The organism is Pseudoalteromonas sp. Angola-7, from assembly GCF_028599255.1.
GTDB lineage: Bacteria > Pseudomonadota > Gammaproteobacteria > Enterobacterales > Alteromonadaceae > Pseudoalteromonas > Pseudoalteromonas atlantica.
Map to the genome: position 1 here is coordinate 113024 of NZ_JAQREL010000015.1, position 15855 is coordinate 128878.

The 15855-nt window shown below is 42.1% G+C and carries 17 protein-coding genes; 8 read left to right on the top strand and 9 right to left on the bottom strand.

The genetic code is table 11. The features are described from left to right. Positions 1–34 precede the first annotated feature (34 nt). A complete protein-coding gene (locus tag PSH50_RS17390; RefSeq protein WP_273609892.1) occupies positions 35–943 on the bottom strand; it encodes a LysR family transcriptional regulator in 909 nt (302 codons plus the stop codon). Between the two features lie 115 nt (positions 944–1058). Between PSH50_RS17390 and PSH50_RS17395 the strand changes: the two genes are divergently transcribed. Genes PSH50_RS17395 through PSH50_RS17415 form a run of 5 tightly spaced genes read left to right on the top strand, consistent with a single transcriptional unit; the run spans position 1059 to position 5657 of the window. Further along, complete coding sequence (locus PSH50_RS17395; protein WP_273609893.1) at positions 1059–2279, top strand: acyl-CoA dehydrogenase family protein; 1221 nt, start codon at positions 1059–1061, stop codon at positions 2277–2279. Between the two features lie 9 nt (positions 2280–2288). Further along, positions 2289–3110, top strand: a complete 822-nt coding sequence (locus tag PSH50_RS17400; RefSeq protein WP_273609894.1) for an SDR family oxidoreductase — start codon at positions 2289–2291, stop codon at positions 3108–3110. Positions 3111–3122: 12 nt separating this feature from the next. Continuing rightward, a complete protein-coding gene (locus PSH50_RS17405; protein WP_273609895.1) occupies positions 3123–4196 on the top strand; it encodes a phosphotransferase family protein in 1074 nt (357 codons plus the stop codon). Then, positions 4196–4900, top strand: a complete 705-nt coding sequence (locus PSH50_RS17410) for a histidine phosphatase family protein (protein ID WP_264389965.1) — start codon at positions 4196–4198, stop codon at positions 4898–4900. Before PSH50_RS17405 ends, PSH50_RS17410 begins: the two co-directional genes overlap by 1 nt. 10 nt (positions 4901–4910) lie before the next feature. Continuing rightward, complete coding sequence (locus PSH50_RS17415; RefSeq protein ID WP_273609896.1) at positions 4911–5657, top strand: SDR family oxidoreductase; 747 nt, start codon at positions 4911–4913, stop codon at positions 5655–5657. 89 nt (positions 5658–5746) lie between these two features. Here PSH50_RS17415 and PSH50_RS17420 read toward each other — a convergent pair whose 3' ends face one another. Further along, on the bottom strand, positions 5747–6319 hold the full coding sequence (locus tag PSH50_RS17420; RefSeq protein ID WP_004586261.1) for a hypothetical protein: 573 nt from the start codon (positions 6317–6319) through the stop codon (positions 5747–5749). A 193-nt stretch (positions 6320–6512) separates the two neighbouring features. On the opposite strand from PSH50_RS17420, the gene arfB reads away from it, so the two are divergent. Continuing rightward, a complete protein-coding gene (gene arfB, locus PSH50_RS17425) occupies positions 6513–6926 on the top strand; it encodes an alternative ribosome rescue aminoacyl-tRNA hydrolase ArfB (RefSeq protein WP_273609897.1) in 414 nt (137 codons plus the stop codon). Positions 6927–7007: 81 nt separating this feature from the next. Here arfB and PSH50_RS17430 read toward each other — a convergent pair whose 3' ends face one another. From PSH50_RS17430 to PSH50_RS17450, 5 genes are all read right to left on the bottom strand, one after another. Beyond that, positions 7008–8057, bottom strand: coding sequence for a DUF2955 domain-containing protein (locus tag PSH50_RS17430; protein ID WP_004586263.1), 1050 nt, complete (start codon positions 8055–8057; stop codon positions 7008–7010). A gap of 10 nt (positions 8058–8067) precedes the next feature. Continuing rightward, positions 8068–9132, bottom strand: a complete 1065-nt coding sequence (locus tag PSH50_RS17435; protein ID WP_138579641.1) for an HlyD family secretion protein — start codon at positions 9130–9132, stop codon at positions 8068–8070. Between the two features lie 8 nt (positions 9133–9140). Continuing rightward, on the bottom strand, positions 9141–9614 hold the full coding sequence (locus PSH50_RS17440; protein ID WP_054982034.1) for a MarR family transcriptional regulator: 474 nt from the start codon (positions 9612–9614) through the stop codon (positions 9141–9143). 119 nt (positions 9615–9733) lie between these two features. After that, positions 9734–10618 carry a spermidine synthase gene (locus PSH50_RS17445; RefSeq protein WP_138685435.1) on the bottom strand — a complete coding sequence of 295 codons (885 nt, stop codon included), beginning with the start codon at positions 10616–10618 and terminating at the stop codon, positions 9734–9736. Next, entirely contained in the window at positions 10611–11234 is a 624-nt protein-coding gene (locus PSH50_RS17450; RefSeq protein ID WP_004586267.1) for a fused MFS/spermidine synthase, read from the bottom strand. The genes PSH50_RS17445 and PSH50_RS17450 overlap by 8 nt, the downstream gene beginning before the upstream one ends. A gap of 168 nt (positions 11235–11402) precedes the next feature. On the opposite strand from PSH50_RS17450, the gene PSH50_RS17455 reads away from it, so the two are divergent. Then, complete coding sequence (locus PSH50_RS17455; protein WP_273609898.1) at positions 11403–13484, top strand: TonB-dependent siderophore receptor; 2082 nt, start codon at positions 11403–11405, stop codon at positions 13482–13484. A gap of 77 nt (positions 13485–13561) precedes the next feature. On the opposite strand, the gene PSH50_RS17460 is transcribed toward PSH50_RS17455, so the two are convergent. After that, positions 13562–14437, bottom strand: a complete 876-nt coding sequence (locus PSH50_RS17460) for a LysR family transcriptional regulator (protein ID WP_273609899.1) — start codon at positions 14435–14437, stop codon at positions 13562–13564. A 107-nt stretch (positions 14438–14544) separates the two neighbouring features. On the opposite strand from PSH50_RS17460, the gene PSH50_RS17465 reads away from it, so the two are divergent. Further along, positions 14545–15225, top strand: a complete 681-nt coding sequence (locus PSH50_RS17465) for a hypothetical protein (RefSeq protein WP_273609900.1) — start codon at positions 14545–14547, stop codon at positions 15223–15225. A 43-nt stretch (positions 15226–15268) separates the two neighbouring features. Here the strand turns inward: PSH50_RS17465 and PSH50_RS17470 are convergent, their stop codons facing one another. Then, positions 15269–15601, bottom strand: coding sequence for a gamma-glutamylcyclotransferase (locus PSH50_RS17470; protein WP_029771802.1), 333 nt, complete (start codon positions 15599–15601; stop codon positions 15269–15271). Between the last annotated feature and the right edge of the window lie 254 nt (positions 15602–15855).

Here is a 15855-nt window from a genome sequence, read left to right on the forward strand (position 1 = left end):
TAGTTCACTAAGTTTGGCGCTTTTTTTATAGCTATTAACGTTTAAAAATAGGCTGTACTTGCCCGCGTAACCATATTAAAGCGTCGTCTTTATCAGTACTTTGATGCCAGTATAAATGCTGATAAATAGCAGGCATAGTAGTGGGCACGGGGCGTGCTATTAGCGTGTCGTCTAGCAATTGACTGGCAACCATTGAAGGTAAAGTAAGTAAAAATGGCGCGTCTTTTATTACCTCTTTCGCGGCAAAATAATTTTGACAACGTATAGCCACCTGCCTATTAAAACTCAATTGCAATAACGCAATATCTTCAATAACAGTACCGGTTGCCCGGTTAGATACCGCAACATGCTTAGCCGCTAAATAATTGTCTATATTGAGTTGGTTTTTAAGCGGGTGGTTTTTTTTCATGAGTACACAAAAGTGATCACTTGAGAGAACAGCATGGCTAATGGGCGCTTTTATTGGCCGTGCTACATCAATTGCCATATCTATTTGATGATTAGCTAATTGCTTATGCATATCTTCACGGCTTAATTTTACGCTCGCTAAGCTTGCATTTGGAGCATGTTTTGCCAGTGCAAGTTGCAATTTAGGCAAAACAATAGGCTCTATTGCATCGTGCAGGGCTATTTTAAAAGTTTGCGCAGTGGTCGCTAAATTAAAGTCACCGCAGGCTTGTAGCACTTGGCGTAATTTTTCGAGTAAATCTATTAGCTCGGGTGCCATACGTTGGCACGCAGGGGTGGGCAGCATTAATTGCCCTTGGCGCTCAAATAACGGATCGTTTAATACACAACGCAAACGTTTTATAGCATGGCTGACTGCTGAGGGCGTTATGTATAGCACCTTTGCGGTTTCGCTCATGTTTTTTTCACGGTATAGGCATTCAAATATTTTAAGTAAATTTAAATCTAACTGCTGAATATTTTTAGCTTCAATCATTATTACCCGCTCACATTATGAATGTAATTCACACTTAACTGGTAATATATTTCATTTAATTCATTCGGGCGAATGTTTTATGCTGGGTTAACTAAAAAATAAACAGGCAACCCTAATGAACTTTGAGCCAAGCCAAAAAAGCCAAGACTACCTAAAGCGTGTAACCGCCTTTATGGATGAGCACGTATTGCCTATTGAGCAAGCAGTAGTTGCGCATAACCATGCTAAAAATAATTCAAACGATTGGACCACTTGGCAACTAAGTGAGCACATTGAGCCATTAAAAACTAAAGCAAAAGCCGCTGGCCTGTGGAACTTATTTTTACCCGATGCAGAACTAGCACAAGGCTTAACCTGCTTAGAGTACGCCCCTATTGCAGAGCAAATGGGTAAATGTTTATTTGCCTCAGAAATATTTAATTGTAATGCCCCCGACACCGGCAATATGGAAGTGCTTTATCATTTTGCAAATGATGAGCAAAAACAGCAGTGGTTAACCCCATTATTAAATGGCGATATTCGCTCAGTATTTGCCATGACCGAACCCGATGTCGCTTCATCAGATGCGACAAACATGCAAGCAACCATAGATGTTGATGGCGACGAGCTTATTTTAAATGGCAAAAAATGGTGGACCACCGGCCTTGGTCATCCTAATGCACAGGTGGCTATTTTTATGGGGCTTTCTAACCCCGAAAACGATAAACACAGCCAGCATTCAATGGTACTTGTGCCGCTAAACACACCGGGTGTAAACATTAAGCGTATGCTAAGTGCCTGTGGCGATTTTGATGCCCCCTACGGCCACGGCGAAATGGAATTTAATAACGTACGCGTACCAAAACAAAATCTTATTTTAGGGTTAGGCAAAGGTTTTGCCATTGCACAAGGGCGCTTAGGGCCTGGGCGAATTCATCATTGTATGCGCGCAATTGGCGCAGCAGAGCGCTGTTTAGAGCTCATGATTAAACGCGGGCTGTCGCGCAGTGCTTTTGGTAAACCCTTACTTAAATTAGGCGGTAATTTAGAACGCGTTGCGCAAGCGCGTATGGCAATAGACCAAGCCCGTTTATTAACCCTGCACGCGGCATGGAAAATAGACACTCAAGGCGTTAAACACGCCATGACCGAAATATCGAGCATAAAAGTAGTCGTGCCTAATATGCTGCAAATGGTCTCAGATATGGCAATACAAGTGTTTGGGGGCGCTGGGGTGTCGAGCGACTTTCCTATTGCCTCGTTTAATGCAATGGGGCGTATTTTACGCCTTGCAGATGGCCCAGACGAAGTACATATGGGCATGGTTTCGCGCCTCGAACTTAACAAATACCGCTAAGGCAACACCATGAAAACACGACTAATAATAACAGGTGGAGCCACAGGGCTGGGTAAAGCGTTAGCCCTGAGTTACGCAAGTAATTTGGGCGCTAACTTACAAATTTGTATTGCCGATATAAACGCCGAGCGTGCAGCCATAACCATTAGTGAGCTGCAAGCACTAAAAAGCGATGCCTTTTTTTACGCCTGCGATGTAACCAAGCAAGCAGATGTAAAGGGGCTTTACGATATTATCCAGACCAAGTGGCAGGGCGTAGATATTGTTATAAATAACGCAGGCGTTGCCACGGGCGGCTCGCTTGAGGGCGAATCGCTTGAGCAATGGCAGTGGATTATGGATATTAATTTGCTCTCTATGGTGCGGGTGTGCCAAACGTTTTACCCCGCCTTTGTGCAACAAGGCGGTGGCTACTTTATTAATATAGCCTCACAAGCAGGGCTTACCCCTATTCCGTTTATGAGCAGTTATAACGCTGTAAAAGCGGCGGTTATAGGCTTTAGCGAAACCCTAAAGCTCGAACTCGCCCACGATAATATAGATGTAAGTGTTGTGTGCCCGAGCTTTTTTAAAACCAATCTTGATGAATCCATGCGCACCAGCGAGCCGGCCTTGAAAACCATGCTTAACCGTGCCTTTGAGCGCTCCCCCATAAACGCAGAGCAAGTTGCCGATATTATTTATCAGCAGTCGCTTAACCGCCCATTTTTAATTTTGACCCATAAATTAGGTAAACAGGCCTTTTTAATGAAAAAACTACTCCCCATTGAGTGGTACATTAAAAATATGCTGAAAAAAACACGCTCTATGCAACGTTTAAAATCAAAATAATAAAGGCTAGCAATGAACACACAATTATTAGATCAAGCCAAAAACGTACGCCAAGGCGAAGAGCTCGACACACAAAAAGTAGATGCCTGGCTTAAACAGCACCTTACACAGTTAACTGGCGAGCCAAGTGTTACTCAATACGCAGGGGGGGCATCAAACTGGACCTACTGCCTAGAGTACCCAGAGCAATCGCTTATTTTACGCCGTGCGCCCAAAGGCACCAAAGCCAAAGGCGCACACGATATGGCCCGTGAATATAAGCTGCAGCAAGCGCTAAAACCAGTTTACAGCTATGTGCCAAATATGGAGGCGTTTTGCGACGATGAAAACATACTCGGCACCGACTTTTACGTTATGGAAAAGCTTACGGGGATAATTCCGCGTAAAAATTTACCACGCGGATTAACCCCCACGCCCGAGCGCACCAAAAAGCTGTGCGAAAACGTACTCGACTGCCTAGTAGAGTTACACAAAGTAGATTACAAGCAGGCCAATTTAAGCCATTTAGGCAAAGGCAAAGGCTACACCCAGCGCCAAATTAGCGGCTGGAGCGAGCGCTTTACTAAAGCCAAAACCTGGAATGTACCCAGCGGCAAAAAAGTCATTAAGTGGCTTGAAAACAACATGCCAAGTAACGAGCGCATTTGCATAACACATAACGATTTTAGGTTTGATAACGTTGTGCTTGATGCAAACGACTACACCAACGTACTGGGTATTTTAGATTGGGAACTTGCCACACTTGGCGACCCACTTATGGATTTGGGCAATACATTGGCTTACTGGGTAGAGCCAGGAGATGACTTTTTAGCCCAAGCCACGCGCCGTCAACCCACTCACTTAGAGGGTATGCTAACGCGCAAAGAAGTAGTGGCCTACTACTGTAAAAAAATGAATATAACCGTAGATGACTTTACCTTTTACGAAGTGTACGGGCTATTTAGACTTGCCGGCATTGTGCAGCAAATTTATTACCGCTATCACCATGGGCAAACTAAAAACCCCGCCTTTAAACACTTTTGGGTGTTTGTACATTACCTTTTATGGCGCTGTAAAAAAGCCATTAACAACCAAGGTAAAGTCTAATGTGTATTTTATATTTAGTACGCCACGGGCAGGCCAGTTTTTCGGCTGATAATTACGATACGCTCTCAACAAAAGGGCAACAGCAAGCCACACTACTGGGTGAATATTTAGCACAAAAGCAGCTTAAGCCCGATGCTGTATTTGCAGGCAGTATGCTGCGCCATAATCAAACCGCAGAGCTGAGTTTAGCAAGTGCGAATAATACGCCAGTGGTAATAAACGATGCGCGATTAAACGAGTACGATCACGAACATATTTTAGCGGTTTATAACCCACAGCTTGCCACCCCAAGCCAAGTTCGCGCGGCACTTAGCAAGCAAGCCGAGCCTATGGAATACTTTAAAACGGTATTTATTAGCGCCATACAGCAATGGGTACTCAATCCCGACAGCACTCAATATAACGAAAGCTTTAATGCATTTACTGCGCGTGTACTTGGCGCGCTTGAACAAATAGCCAATGAAAACCACGGTAAAAAGGTACTTATTTATACCTCTGGCGGGCCTATTAGCATTATAACCAGCCATTTAATGGGGCTAAAGCTCGAGCGCTTTATTGATATTAATTGGAGCTTAGTAAACGCAGGCGTAACCAAAGTAGTGGCGCGCGGCAAAGGAAAAAATCAAAAATTAACGATAAGTAGTTTAAACGAGCATCACTTTTTAGAGTGCCACCCACAACAAAAATTAATTACATACACCTAAGGATCTAATTATGCGCAAAAACATACTAATAACAGGTGCAAGTTCAGGCTTAGGCAAAGGCATGGCAAAAGAGTTTGCAAAACAAGGTTGTAATCTTGCTTTATGTGCTCGGCGCTTTGAGCTATTAGAGCAGCTAAAAAGTGAGCTTGAACAAATAAACCCAAATATAACCATTAGCATAAAAGTGCTTGATGTTAACGACCACGAGCAAGTATTTAGCGTATTTAACGCCTTTAAAGAAGAGCTTAACGGCCTTGATAGAGTGATTATAAACGCTGGTATGGGCAAAGGAGCCTCTATTGGTACGGGTTATTTTAATGCCAACAAACAAACCGCACAAACTAACTTTGTGGCCGCACTTGCGCAAGCTGAGGCCGCAATGGAAATTTTTAGAGCGCAAAACCATGGTCATTTAGTGACTATTTCATCTATTAGTGCTGTACGTGGTTTTAGGCGCGCCATGACCGTTTACGCCGCCACTAAAGCGGCTATTACCTCATTAAGTGAAGGCATACGCATAGATGTAATGCACACGCCTATAAAAGTAAGCTGCGTACACCCAGGTTTTATAAGAAGCGAAATAAACGAAAAAGTAAAAACAGTGCCGTTTATTGTTGATACCGAAACTGGCTGCAAAGCACTGGTAAAAGCAATAAATAAAGAAAAAGCCAACAGCTTTGTGCCAAGCTGGCCGTGGACATTTCTGCATTGGATTTTACGAATAGCACCGCTGAGTACAATTCGTAAAATGTCGTAAGGCTTTTAAATTTTAGGCATTAAAAAAGGTGGCAAATGCCACCTTTTATGTACGTGTTTACTTAACCTACGTTTAGGTTATTTGTACAATTATAGTAGTGCAAAAATCTTTTGCAGCTGTGGCATGTACTCGCTCACAAGCTCAAGGTTGTTTTCGCTTACTAGTGGGTCTGTAGATTCTTCAGCCGCGCTTGAAGCCTTACCAAACGAGCCCATTAACGAGCTAGCGTCACTGCTTTTAGCACTTTTAAGGCTTTGCAGGCCGCCCATTACTTTATTTGCTGTTTCTTGGTTTTCAGCTGAAAGACCCGATTTAAGGTTTTCGATGTAAGCCATAGATACTTCTGAGCCAACAGATACTAATTCTTCAGGCGAAAAACCGTAACGGTTAGTAATATCGGCAAAGCTTTTATATAAGCCTTGCTCTTTAATCATGCTTAATGCGCTATTAGCAAGAGAGCTTTGCTCTTCAACATTTTGATCTGCAGAGCCACCTAGCATGCTTGCTAAATCTAGGTTTTTTAACGAATCTTGGCTGCTAGCCCAGCTAGAAACAGCCGGCAGTGCTTTCATGTAGCTTTGTAATTGGCCTTCGCTAATATCTTCAGCAAGGCTTGAAAAACTCATTGCTAATAAGCTAAGTGATAAAATTATTTTTTTCATTGGGCGTTTCCTATTATTTAATTAAAGCCATTAAAAACTAAATGTAAGCGCTTGCCAATACATAACTAAAGTATTAGGTGTATTTAGGCTATAAAGTAGTATAAATACTTTAAAGTTCTATAACTTAAGCTGATTCAGCACAAATATAGTTACAAATGTTATACTGCATTTTTGTCGATAAGAGCTGAACGTAATGTTAACTATTTCAAATACTGTCACTATAGATGAATGGGAACTAGAGCTAACTGCTATACGTTCGCAAGGTGCCGGTGGCCAAAACGTTAACAAAGTAGCCAGCGCCATTCATTTACGCTTTGATATTAACCGCTCAAAGTTACCCGATTTTTACAAAGAGCGTTTATTAAAGCTAAACGACTCTCGGATCACCAAAGAGGGCGTGGTGGTAATTAAAGCCCAAAGCTTTCGCACCCAAGAGCTTAACCGAGAAGATGCACTAAAACGTTTAAAAGATTTAATTTTAAGCGCAACTAAGGTAAACAAAGCCCGCCGCGCAACCAAGCCAAGCCGTAGCTCGCAGCGCAAGCGCATGGATAAAAAAACCAAACATGGGCAAACCAAAGCCCTGCGCGGTAACATTAAGTTATAACTCACTAAGTTTATAAGGCTTTACAGTAAAGTATGCTTAATTTACGCCTACAGCTAATAGTTAACCGTAGGCGTGAGTGGGCTATTCGTAGGTATGATGGCGGGTGGCACTAAAGCGATTTAATATATGGTGCATTACATACACCGCAGATAGACTGGCCACAATAGCCACCGCAACAGAGCTAAAGCGATACATGGCGCTATAAACAAGGTCTTGCCCGGGGCCTAGTGAGTTGCCAAACAAAATACCAAACGTGGTTAACACACCAAATCCAATGCCCGGTGCGCCGCCACCAATAATATGAAAACGGCTAAATACAAACGATAACGTCCACAGTATAAGCACCGGAAACAATAAAAAGTCAGAGTGATTATACAATAACACTTGCGCCAACAACGCAGCATTACAGCCAATTAATGTACCAATAGCGCGCTGCCAACCGGCCATACCTGCGGCTTTCCAGCACAGCGAAAACAAAATTAATACCGATGAGGCTTGCGCCGATATTGAATCTTGTAAATCGAGCACTTGAAACGCCACAAACGAAAGCGTAGCAACCGTTGCGCATAATAATACCTCATGGCGAATGCTTTCTTTGGCTTTAGCGGGTACCGCTCTCACGGCACGCGCGGTTACATCAGGAAAAACACCATGCATAACAAACGCTATGACAATAGAGAGAACAGTAGCCAAACCATTACTTAAAATAAGCGGGTATACACTACTTGTACCGGTTACATAGCTTGAAAAGTGCAGTTGAATCGACAACCCAACCACGCCTAGTGCGCCAAATAAAAAAGCCGCGCCTGAGCTCATTTGATAAAACAAAAAGCAAAACGCTAAAAATACGATAATGGTCATCAGTACCGGAAGGTGCGAAAACAAGCCCTGCATAATTAAAACCATTGGAATACTAATGGCGGCACTGGCTAAAAACTGGCGCACAATGCTTTTATTTAACACCGGCACTAAACCAAGTAGCAACATAGGGTAAACAGTAAAAAATATACCGTATGGCCAGTTCATTAATTTACTAATAGTAAACCCTATGGTGCAACCACCGGCTATGCGCAGCGCTTGGCGTAAACCGTTTGAGTCTAATTGCGGTGCTTGGCTAACAGCTTGAGTCATACGGCCTCCATTAATAAATGTAGTGTAGCCAGCTAATAAACCTAATTTGAGCCGACGCTAACCATTGCCCAATTGTTGACTCTGGCAATAGTTGCACAGTGGCACGCGCACCACTTGGCATATTAGCAATTAATTTAGCGTTATCTGGCATCACTAAATGAATACGCTGGCGCTGAGCATCGCGCACCCAACGATTACTGGTTTCGGTACTACTAAGCGAGCCATTTGCACTGAGTTGCCCATCGCTTACGCCTGCCTCAAACGTGCTTATATGCGCGTTGTAAACCTCACCTGGCCGGCTATCAAATACCACTTGCGCCAAACTACCTGGTTTCATATTGAGTAATGATTTTTCTCTAAAATCGGCAACAAGGTCGGCCTTATTAGCCACAATTGCTAAAAGCGGGCTACCCGTTACCGCATATGCACCATCAAGTAGTTGTAAGTTAGAAACCACACCAGCGCTTAGCGCACGTACTTGGGTGTACGATAAGTTAAGCTCGGCTTGTGCTAATTGGTTTGCAGCATGGCGAAGCGCTAAGTTTTGCGCGCCGCTTTCGCCACGGGCAAGTACTGCTTCTGCCAATTGCGCTTCTAATGAGGCGACATTTGATTTACTTGCTTCAAAGTTAGCTTTAATGCTTTCAAGCTCTTGCTCTGAAATAGAGCGCTGCTTAAATAATGCTTCGCCACGGTTATTTAGTAATTGCTGTTCGTGCAGCTTTGCCTTGGCCGCCGAAATTTGCGCCTCCAGTGCTTTTACATTGGTGTCTAAACGTTTGTTTTGTAATTTGGCGTCGTCAAGGGCAAGCTGTGCCTGCTCTAGCGCTAATTTATATGGGCCTGAGTCTATTTCAAACAATACATCGCCAGCCTTTACGGTTTGATTATTATTAACCAATACCTTAGTAACACGGCCACTTATTTGCGGGGCAATTTGCACCACAGGATGATAAACCCGCGCTTGCGGCGTTACCGGCATAAACATGTCGGCAATTAAATAGTAAATAAATATAACAACAAAACCCGCTAACGAAAGCCTTACATAACGAGTAAATTTTTGATCTGGTGTCATTGTGTCTCTTACTCTTTACTTTGATTTTTAATACAGTTTAGTGCGTTTTTTTCCATATTGACGATGCCATAAGCAAGCGCATCGAGTTGCTGTGTGCTTAGCCCGCTGTATAGCTGGCTTTTAATATCAATGAGTTTTTCGTTTAGCGACTGTAAAATTGCGCCACCTTGCTCGGTAAAGTAAATTTTTTTACTGCGTTTATCGTGCTCATCAACTTTACGGGTAATTAAAAGCTGTTCTTCTAATTGCTTTAATGTGCGGGTAAGCGAGGGCATTTCTATTCCTAAACTCTGCGCAAGCTCAAGCTGTGTTATGCCCTCGCCCAACATATTTATATGGGTTAGCGCCGTCCAGCGCGATTGCGTAAGCCCTAAAGGTTCTACAGCTAAAGTGATGGCCTCGCGGCACAGCCTATGAACCCGCCCCATGTTACCAATAATGGTTAAATCGAGCGTTTCGTGAAAAGGTTTTTGAGTAGTCATAACCACCACAAATTAGTTAGCATGCTAAGTATTTTAGCATTGGTTAGCGTGCTAAGTAAATATTGAGGGGTGTTGCAAATAAAAAAGCCCCAAAACTGGGGCTACATAAATTTGTGGATTTAAAAATTAAGGAGGTTAGCAGGGGAGTACTGATCGGTAAGCACTTTTGTATTGGCAGGCCAATCTTGCTTGTTTTTGGTACTTTTCATGTAGGTACTAATTGCTTTTAAATCTACATCGTATTTTTTTAAACGCGGGTTAAGTGCTTTAATACGCTGATTAATTTGCGCCTCAGTAGGCATAGAGTTTACACCCGCCAAAATAATACGGTTAGAGCGATTAGCACGGCTTACGTTAATAAAATCGCCAAACACGGCGTGGTAAGTTGCCGACTCATGCTCGTATAATTTACTGCTCGAAAACGTATTAGCGGCAATAACACCGCCCTCGGCCAATACGCTTTTTACCTCTTCAAAAAACTCTTTGGTGAGTAAGTGCTCAGGAATATAATCGCCGTTAAACGCATCTAGAATAATCCAATCGTACTTTTGCTTTTTAATGGCTGCGCGCTTTATAAATATACGCCCGTCTTGCACGCTTGAGGTGACCGCATCGTTTTCTATAAAGTTAAAATAGTTACGGGCTACTTTTAAAACAGCGGGATCTATTTCAACATTATGAATTTTAGCTGCAGGGTAAAGCGCATGAATGACATTAGAAAGCGTACCGCCACCTAGGCCAATAATAAGCACATTTTTAGGGTTGTCGGTTACTAAAAGGCTGGCAAACGTAAGCTTTGTGTAGTTAAAAACCAGTTTGTCGGGGTTGTTTTTGTACATACAGCTTTGGCTGGTTTGGCTACTTTTTGTATTAAATTTTAAGCAGCGAAGGTCACCTGTTTCATCAACAATAATATTGCGATATAAAGAACGCTCCTCGTGCACTACATTACTGTGCGCCGCAACCGAAAACAGTACCGCTAAAAATAATAAACAGTTACGCATGGGCAAGCTCCTTATTACCAGCAAGGCTATTAACAGTAATTGCCAGCACACCTAGCAGGCCCAAGGTTAACGCAAAGGCACTTATAATGGTGTTTACATCAAACGCCAGTACAAAGTAAAACGAGGTAATAATAGTTCCTAAGGCGCTGCCCAACGTGCTTACAAAATATAAAATACCCGCCACTTGGCCACTTTTATGGCTGTCGGTGACTAATAAACGCACCGAGTAAGGCGAGATCATGCCTAAAATAACGGTAGGAATAAAAAACAAAGCCGTAGAGGCAAGTAACGAGCCGTAGCGTGTATCTTCAATGTGGGTAAAAATAAATTCCATTATTGGCTGCGAAAAAAGCGCAATAGGCACCACCATAATACTGGCAGTTAAAAATATTAAGCCATATTTTGTAAGCGATGCATTTTTAGTACTTAGCTTACCGCCGAGTAAATACCCAAAAGAAAGGCTAAGCATAAATACGGTAATTATGCTGCCCCAAATGTGCACACTACTGCCAAAAAAAGGCGCTAAAATACGCCCGCCTAATAGCTCAATACCCATAATGCAAAAGCCACTGCAAAAGGCTAAAAAATAGATTAACGCGTTTGTTTTTATACTCATGTAATTATCGTTATGTAACCTAAAGAGACCTCCATACTAACGTGATGACAGGGCAGTCGCTAGTGCATTAATTAATCGCTCTGTGATTTTTTAAAAAGTTGTTTTGTTATAAAGTAACACATGTTAAACTTGTTGTTATAATATAACACCTTCGATTTCCCTATTATCATGAAGTATTCTTTAATTTATTTAGCCTGCTTAGGCTTAAGTGCGCAAACAGTGGCGCAAGAGCAAAACGACGAAATTGAAAAAATATCGGTTACTTATAAACAAGCATACCGTGGCGATATTCCTCAAAAGCAAATGCCGCAATCTATTGTAAGTGTTAGTAGTGCTGCGCTTGATCAAAAAGGCATTACTAAATTACAAGACGCGCTCGATTTTTCGGCCAGTATTTCGCGCAAAAATAACAGTGGCGCATTATGGGATAGCTTTTCTATTCGGGGTCTTTCGGGTAACGAAAACATGCCATCGGGCTATTTAATTAATGGCTTTAGCGGTGGGCGTGGTTTTAGCGGCCCGCGTGATGTATCTAACATTGATTACATTGAAGTACTAAAAGGCCCAGGCTCAGCACTTTATGGGCGCTCAGAGCCCGGCGGTACTGTAAATATTGTGACTAAAAAGCCTCAGTTTGAGCCGCAAGGTGAGCTAAAACTAAGCTTAGGCAGCGACAGTTTTAATCGCGTTGAAGGCGATTACACAAACGGCATTAACGACACCACCGCGTTTAGAATAAATGGCGCATGGCAAGATAGCGACAGCTACCGCGATGAGGTGTACACCAATAAAAAGGTAGTTACGCCGTCTATTTATCATCAAATAAACGCATCAACCAGTGTGACTTATGAGTTTGAATACGTAGATTTAGCGCAGTTATTTGACCGTGGTGTTGTAGTACTTGATAACGATTTTGACACCGTGCCAAGCTCGCGTTATTTAGGTAACCCAAACGATGGCGACACGCAGGTGTATTCGCGCGGGCACCAAATTACTTTAAATCACGATATTAACGATGAATGGTCGTTAGTGGCCGGTGCAAACTACCGCAGCTCTACGTTAACGGGGTTTTCGTCAGATGCTGAGCTTTCGCCATCGCGCCAATCGCTATTTGATGATGGCCGCACACTTACTCGCCAGCAGCGTTATCGCGACTACGAAGTAGAAGATTTAAGTGTAAAGTTTGAGCTAAGCGGCAGTGTAGACACAGCCGGTATTACGCATCATTTATTACTAGGAGCCGATGCATACAAGTACGATTTACGCACTGCGCTTTCTCGCTATCGAGGCGGTAACGGCACTTATACCGTTGATATTTTTGAGCCAAATTACGATGTTGAACGCCCAGCAGTAAACCTGCTTTACGAAAACGACGAAGAGCAAAAGGCGTACGGTATTTATGTTCAAGACCAAATGGATGTTACCGACAAATTTAAGCTATTAGTTGGCCTAAGGTTTGACAGCGTAGACCAAGATATTTTAGAAACCAACAGCGGCGTGTTTTCAACCAGCTCTGAAAGCCAAGTAAGCCCGCGTGTTGGCGTAGTGTACGAGCTAAATAACGCAATCACTTTTTACAGCAGTTACTCAGAAGGCTTTTTGCCACTGAGTGGCACAGATGCAAGCGGCGACCCGTTTGGTTTTGAATACAGCGACTCGTTTGAGGTTGGCGCTAAGTTTGAATACTTAGGGATAAACGGTACTGTGGCATTTTTTGATGCGTCTAAAAGTAATATGTTAGTGGCAGACCCTGTAAACGTTGGATTCTCTGCGCCTATTGGTAAAGCCGATAGTAAAGGGTTTGAGCTTGATTTAAATACCTATATTACTGATGCAACGGCGTTTAACTTATCGTACGCCTACATAGACGCCACCACTGCAAACGACATTATAAATGCAGATTGGGGCGTGCCAATTGAAAAAGGCAGCCCGCTGGTTAATGTACCAAAAAATAACTTAAACCTTACGCTTAGCCACCAAACAGCGTTAATGGGTAAAGAGCTTGAGTTTGGTGCAAGCTACCAATACACCAGCAGCCGTTTAGGTGATGCCGCCGATTTAAGCTTTAGGCTACCAAGCTACCAATTAGTAGGCGTGTTTGGCAACGTTAACTTAACCGAGCAAACCGAGCTTAATATAAGTGTTAATAACATTTTTGATGAAGATTACGCCGAAAGCAGCTACAACGCTTTATGGGTTTACCCAGGCGCGCCAACTCAATTTAAAATGTCGCTAGCGTATAACTTTTAATAGCTAGCAAATTAAAGTTTTCATCCTAAAGCGTCTTAATGTAGTGGTTAAGGCGCTTTATATTTTTAAGCGCTTTTTTATAAAGAATGCATAAGTTTATTAAGCCAACCATCGGCCTTTGAAGGTTTGTATATCATTACAATGCTTTCACAGTAGTGACTGTTAACCCCCTTTACAGTTAATTTTGTAAGCCCTAAATCGTCAATCACAAAGTTAGGTAAATACGCCAAGGCCAAGCCACTTTGTACCACCTCTATTAATGCACTGTAATCGCTACATCTAAATACAATATTGCGCGGTGCAATATCATCTTGCCAGCCGTCGGAGCCTATACCTTGCTCAAGGCCGCAGAGGGGTGAAAACAATGGGCATGCAAAAGCAAGCTCTAGTAATTGATTTTTATTAAGCGTTAAAGAGCCAGTTTGTACTAGCTGATGCCCGGCGGCCGCAGCCACACTAAACCCAGTATTAAATACATCAACCGCTACTAAATTAGTATGTGAGCTGTGATTTAATACCTCGCGAGTTACTAGCGCAATATGCGCCGCGCCTGATGCAACTTGGCTTATGGCTTCACCTTCAAACACATTATTAATACGCACCGAGCAGGGCAGGTTGCTCAGGGGGGTAAGTAACTTTTTTAAGCCACTTTTAAGTAAAATGGCAGGGCCTGCAATAACTGCATTAAATTTATGATTATCGCTTTTAAAACGGCTAGTAAGCTGCTGGTAATTATGTACTAAATCACTACTGTGCTTAACAAACTCTTTGCCTTTATCATTAAGTACTAAGGTTTTGCCCACATGATTAAACAGCTCTGTGGCTAAGTTTGCTTCAACCTTTTTTAACGTTTTAGACAGCGCACCTGGGGTAATATTAAAATGCTTAGCGGTTGTGTGCAGATTTTGCGAACTCGCCATATGAATTACTTTTTCAATGTCATCTAAATGCATAGCGCCAAACCGTATTGATTAAAAGGAAACAACTAATAACTTATTATCGATTATTTATACATATAAATCAGCTTATAGTGACGCTATATTTATTTTTGAGCATTAACATGAAACACATACTGCTAATTTTTATTTTATTTTCAAGCGCAGCACTAGCAAGCGACCCTCAGCACAAGGCACACAACACACATAAAGCCCACAGCTATGTGGGGTTTCATGGCATGGCGCTTATATTAGCCGGCGATAAAGTACTAGCTAGCCACATGCCCTTATACGCCCCCCCACACAACTACCAAATAGTGTACGAAGTAACTACCAATGACACCCATCTTAAAATAATCAAAAAAGCACTAAACGAGTCACTAAAAAAACAAACTCAGATCACCATTTTACCAACCAAATTTGATTTGAATTTATTAATAAATAAGCAGACACCCACTTTAAATACTACTGTGTTTAATGGCCATTTTGAGCGCGGAGGTAAGGCTTTGTTTTCGACAAAGCTGACCTTTAAAAATCCGTTATATGTAAAAAAGATCGCTATAACACAACCTGAAAAAGAAGAGTTTGATTTAATAAAGGTTTCAGCAGAGCAGGGGTTGGTGATTCATAAAATACAAAGTAAACCAAGCTATGACTCACTCAGTTTAGTAGCACTAACTAACGGAAAATATAATGGCAAATTAAAATGTGATGCGCCAGTAACCACAGCGCTTGCAAGTAAGTTAAAGGCCTGTTTTAAAAGCGTACCAAGCTATTTAGAAACTCACGATTTTGCAGTTAATTAAAAAATTTACCAGCGCTTTAGCTTAAAAAGCGCTGCTATATAAATTACTTAACGTTAAGAGCATATACATTTGCCTGAACGTATTCGCCGTTTAACAATTTTATTTGCGTTAAAATGCGTGAGTACGCATCGCCTTCAAATTCATCGAGCACATGCCAGTGATCTTTTAAATTAGTTGAGCTAAACACATAGCCATTTATCTCTTGGCCTGTTTCGTCTAATACCAGTGCAGGAAAGCCCATTTTGGCGCCCCAGCCCTCGTTAATTAGATTGCCAACCACACTGCCTTGCTCAAATGTACCGCCAATATTGGCAAGAATATGTTCGTTCGGATGCCCTGGGCACAAGGTACCATAAACAAATAACGCTTCTAACACGTAAACTCCTAAATTAAGGCTAATGATTATGTTTAGCTAAGCTAAAGCTTAACTAGATATGAAAAAAATCCCGAGTGAAATTTTACTCTTACAATGACACCCATCTTTATTTTTGCACTTTACGCAATCCTAGATTCTAATTGGAAGTGCACCACCTAATTCATTATAGACTTCATTTGGTGTTTTAAATCCTAAACATTTTCTAGGGCGATTATTTAGTTGCTCCTCTACCTTTTTTAATTGCTGATGGCTTA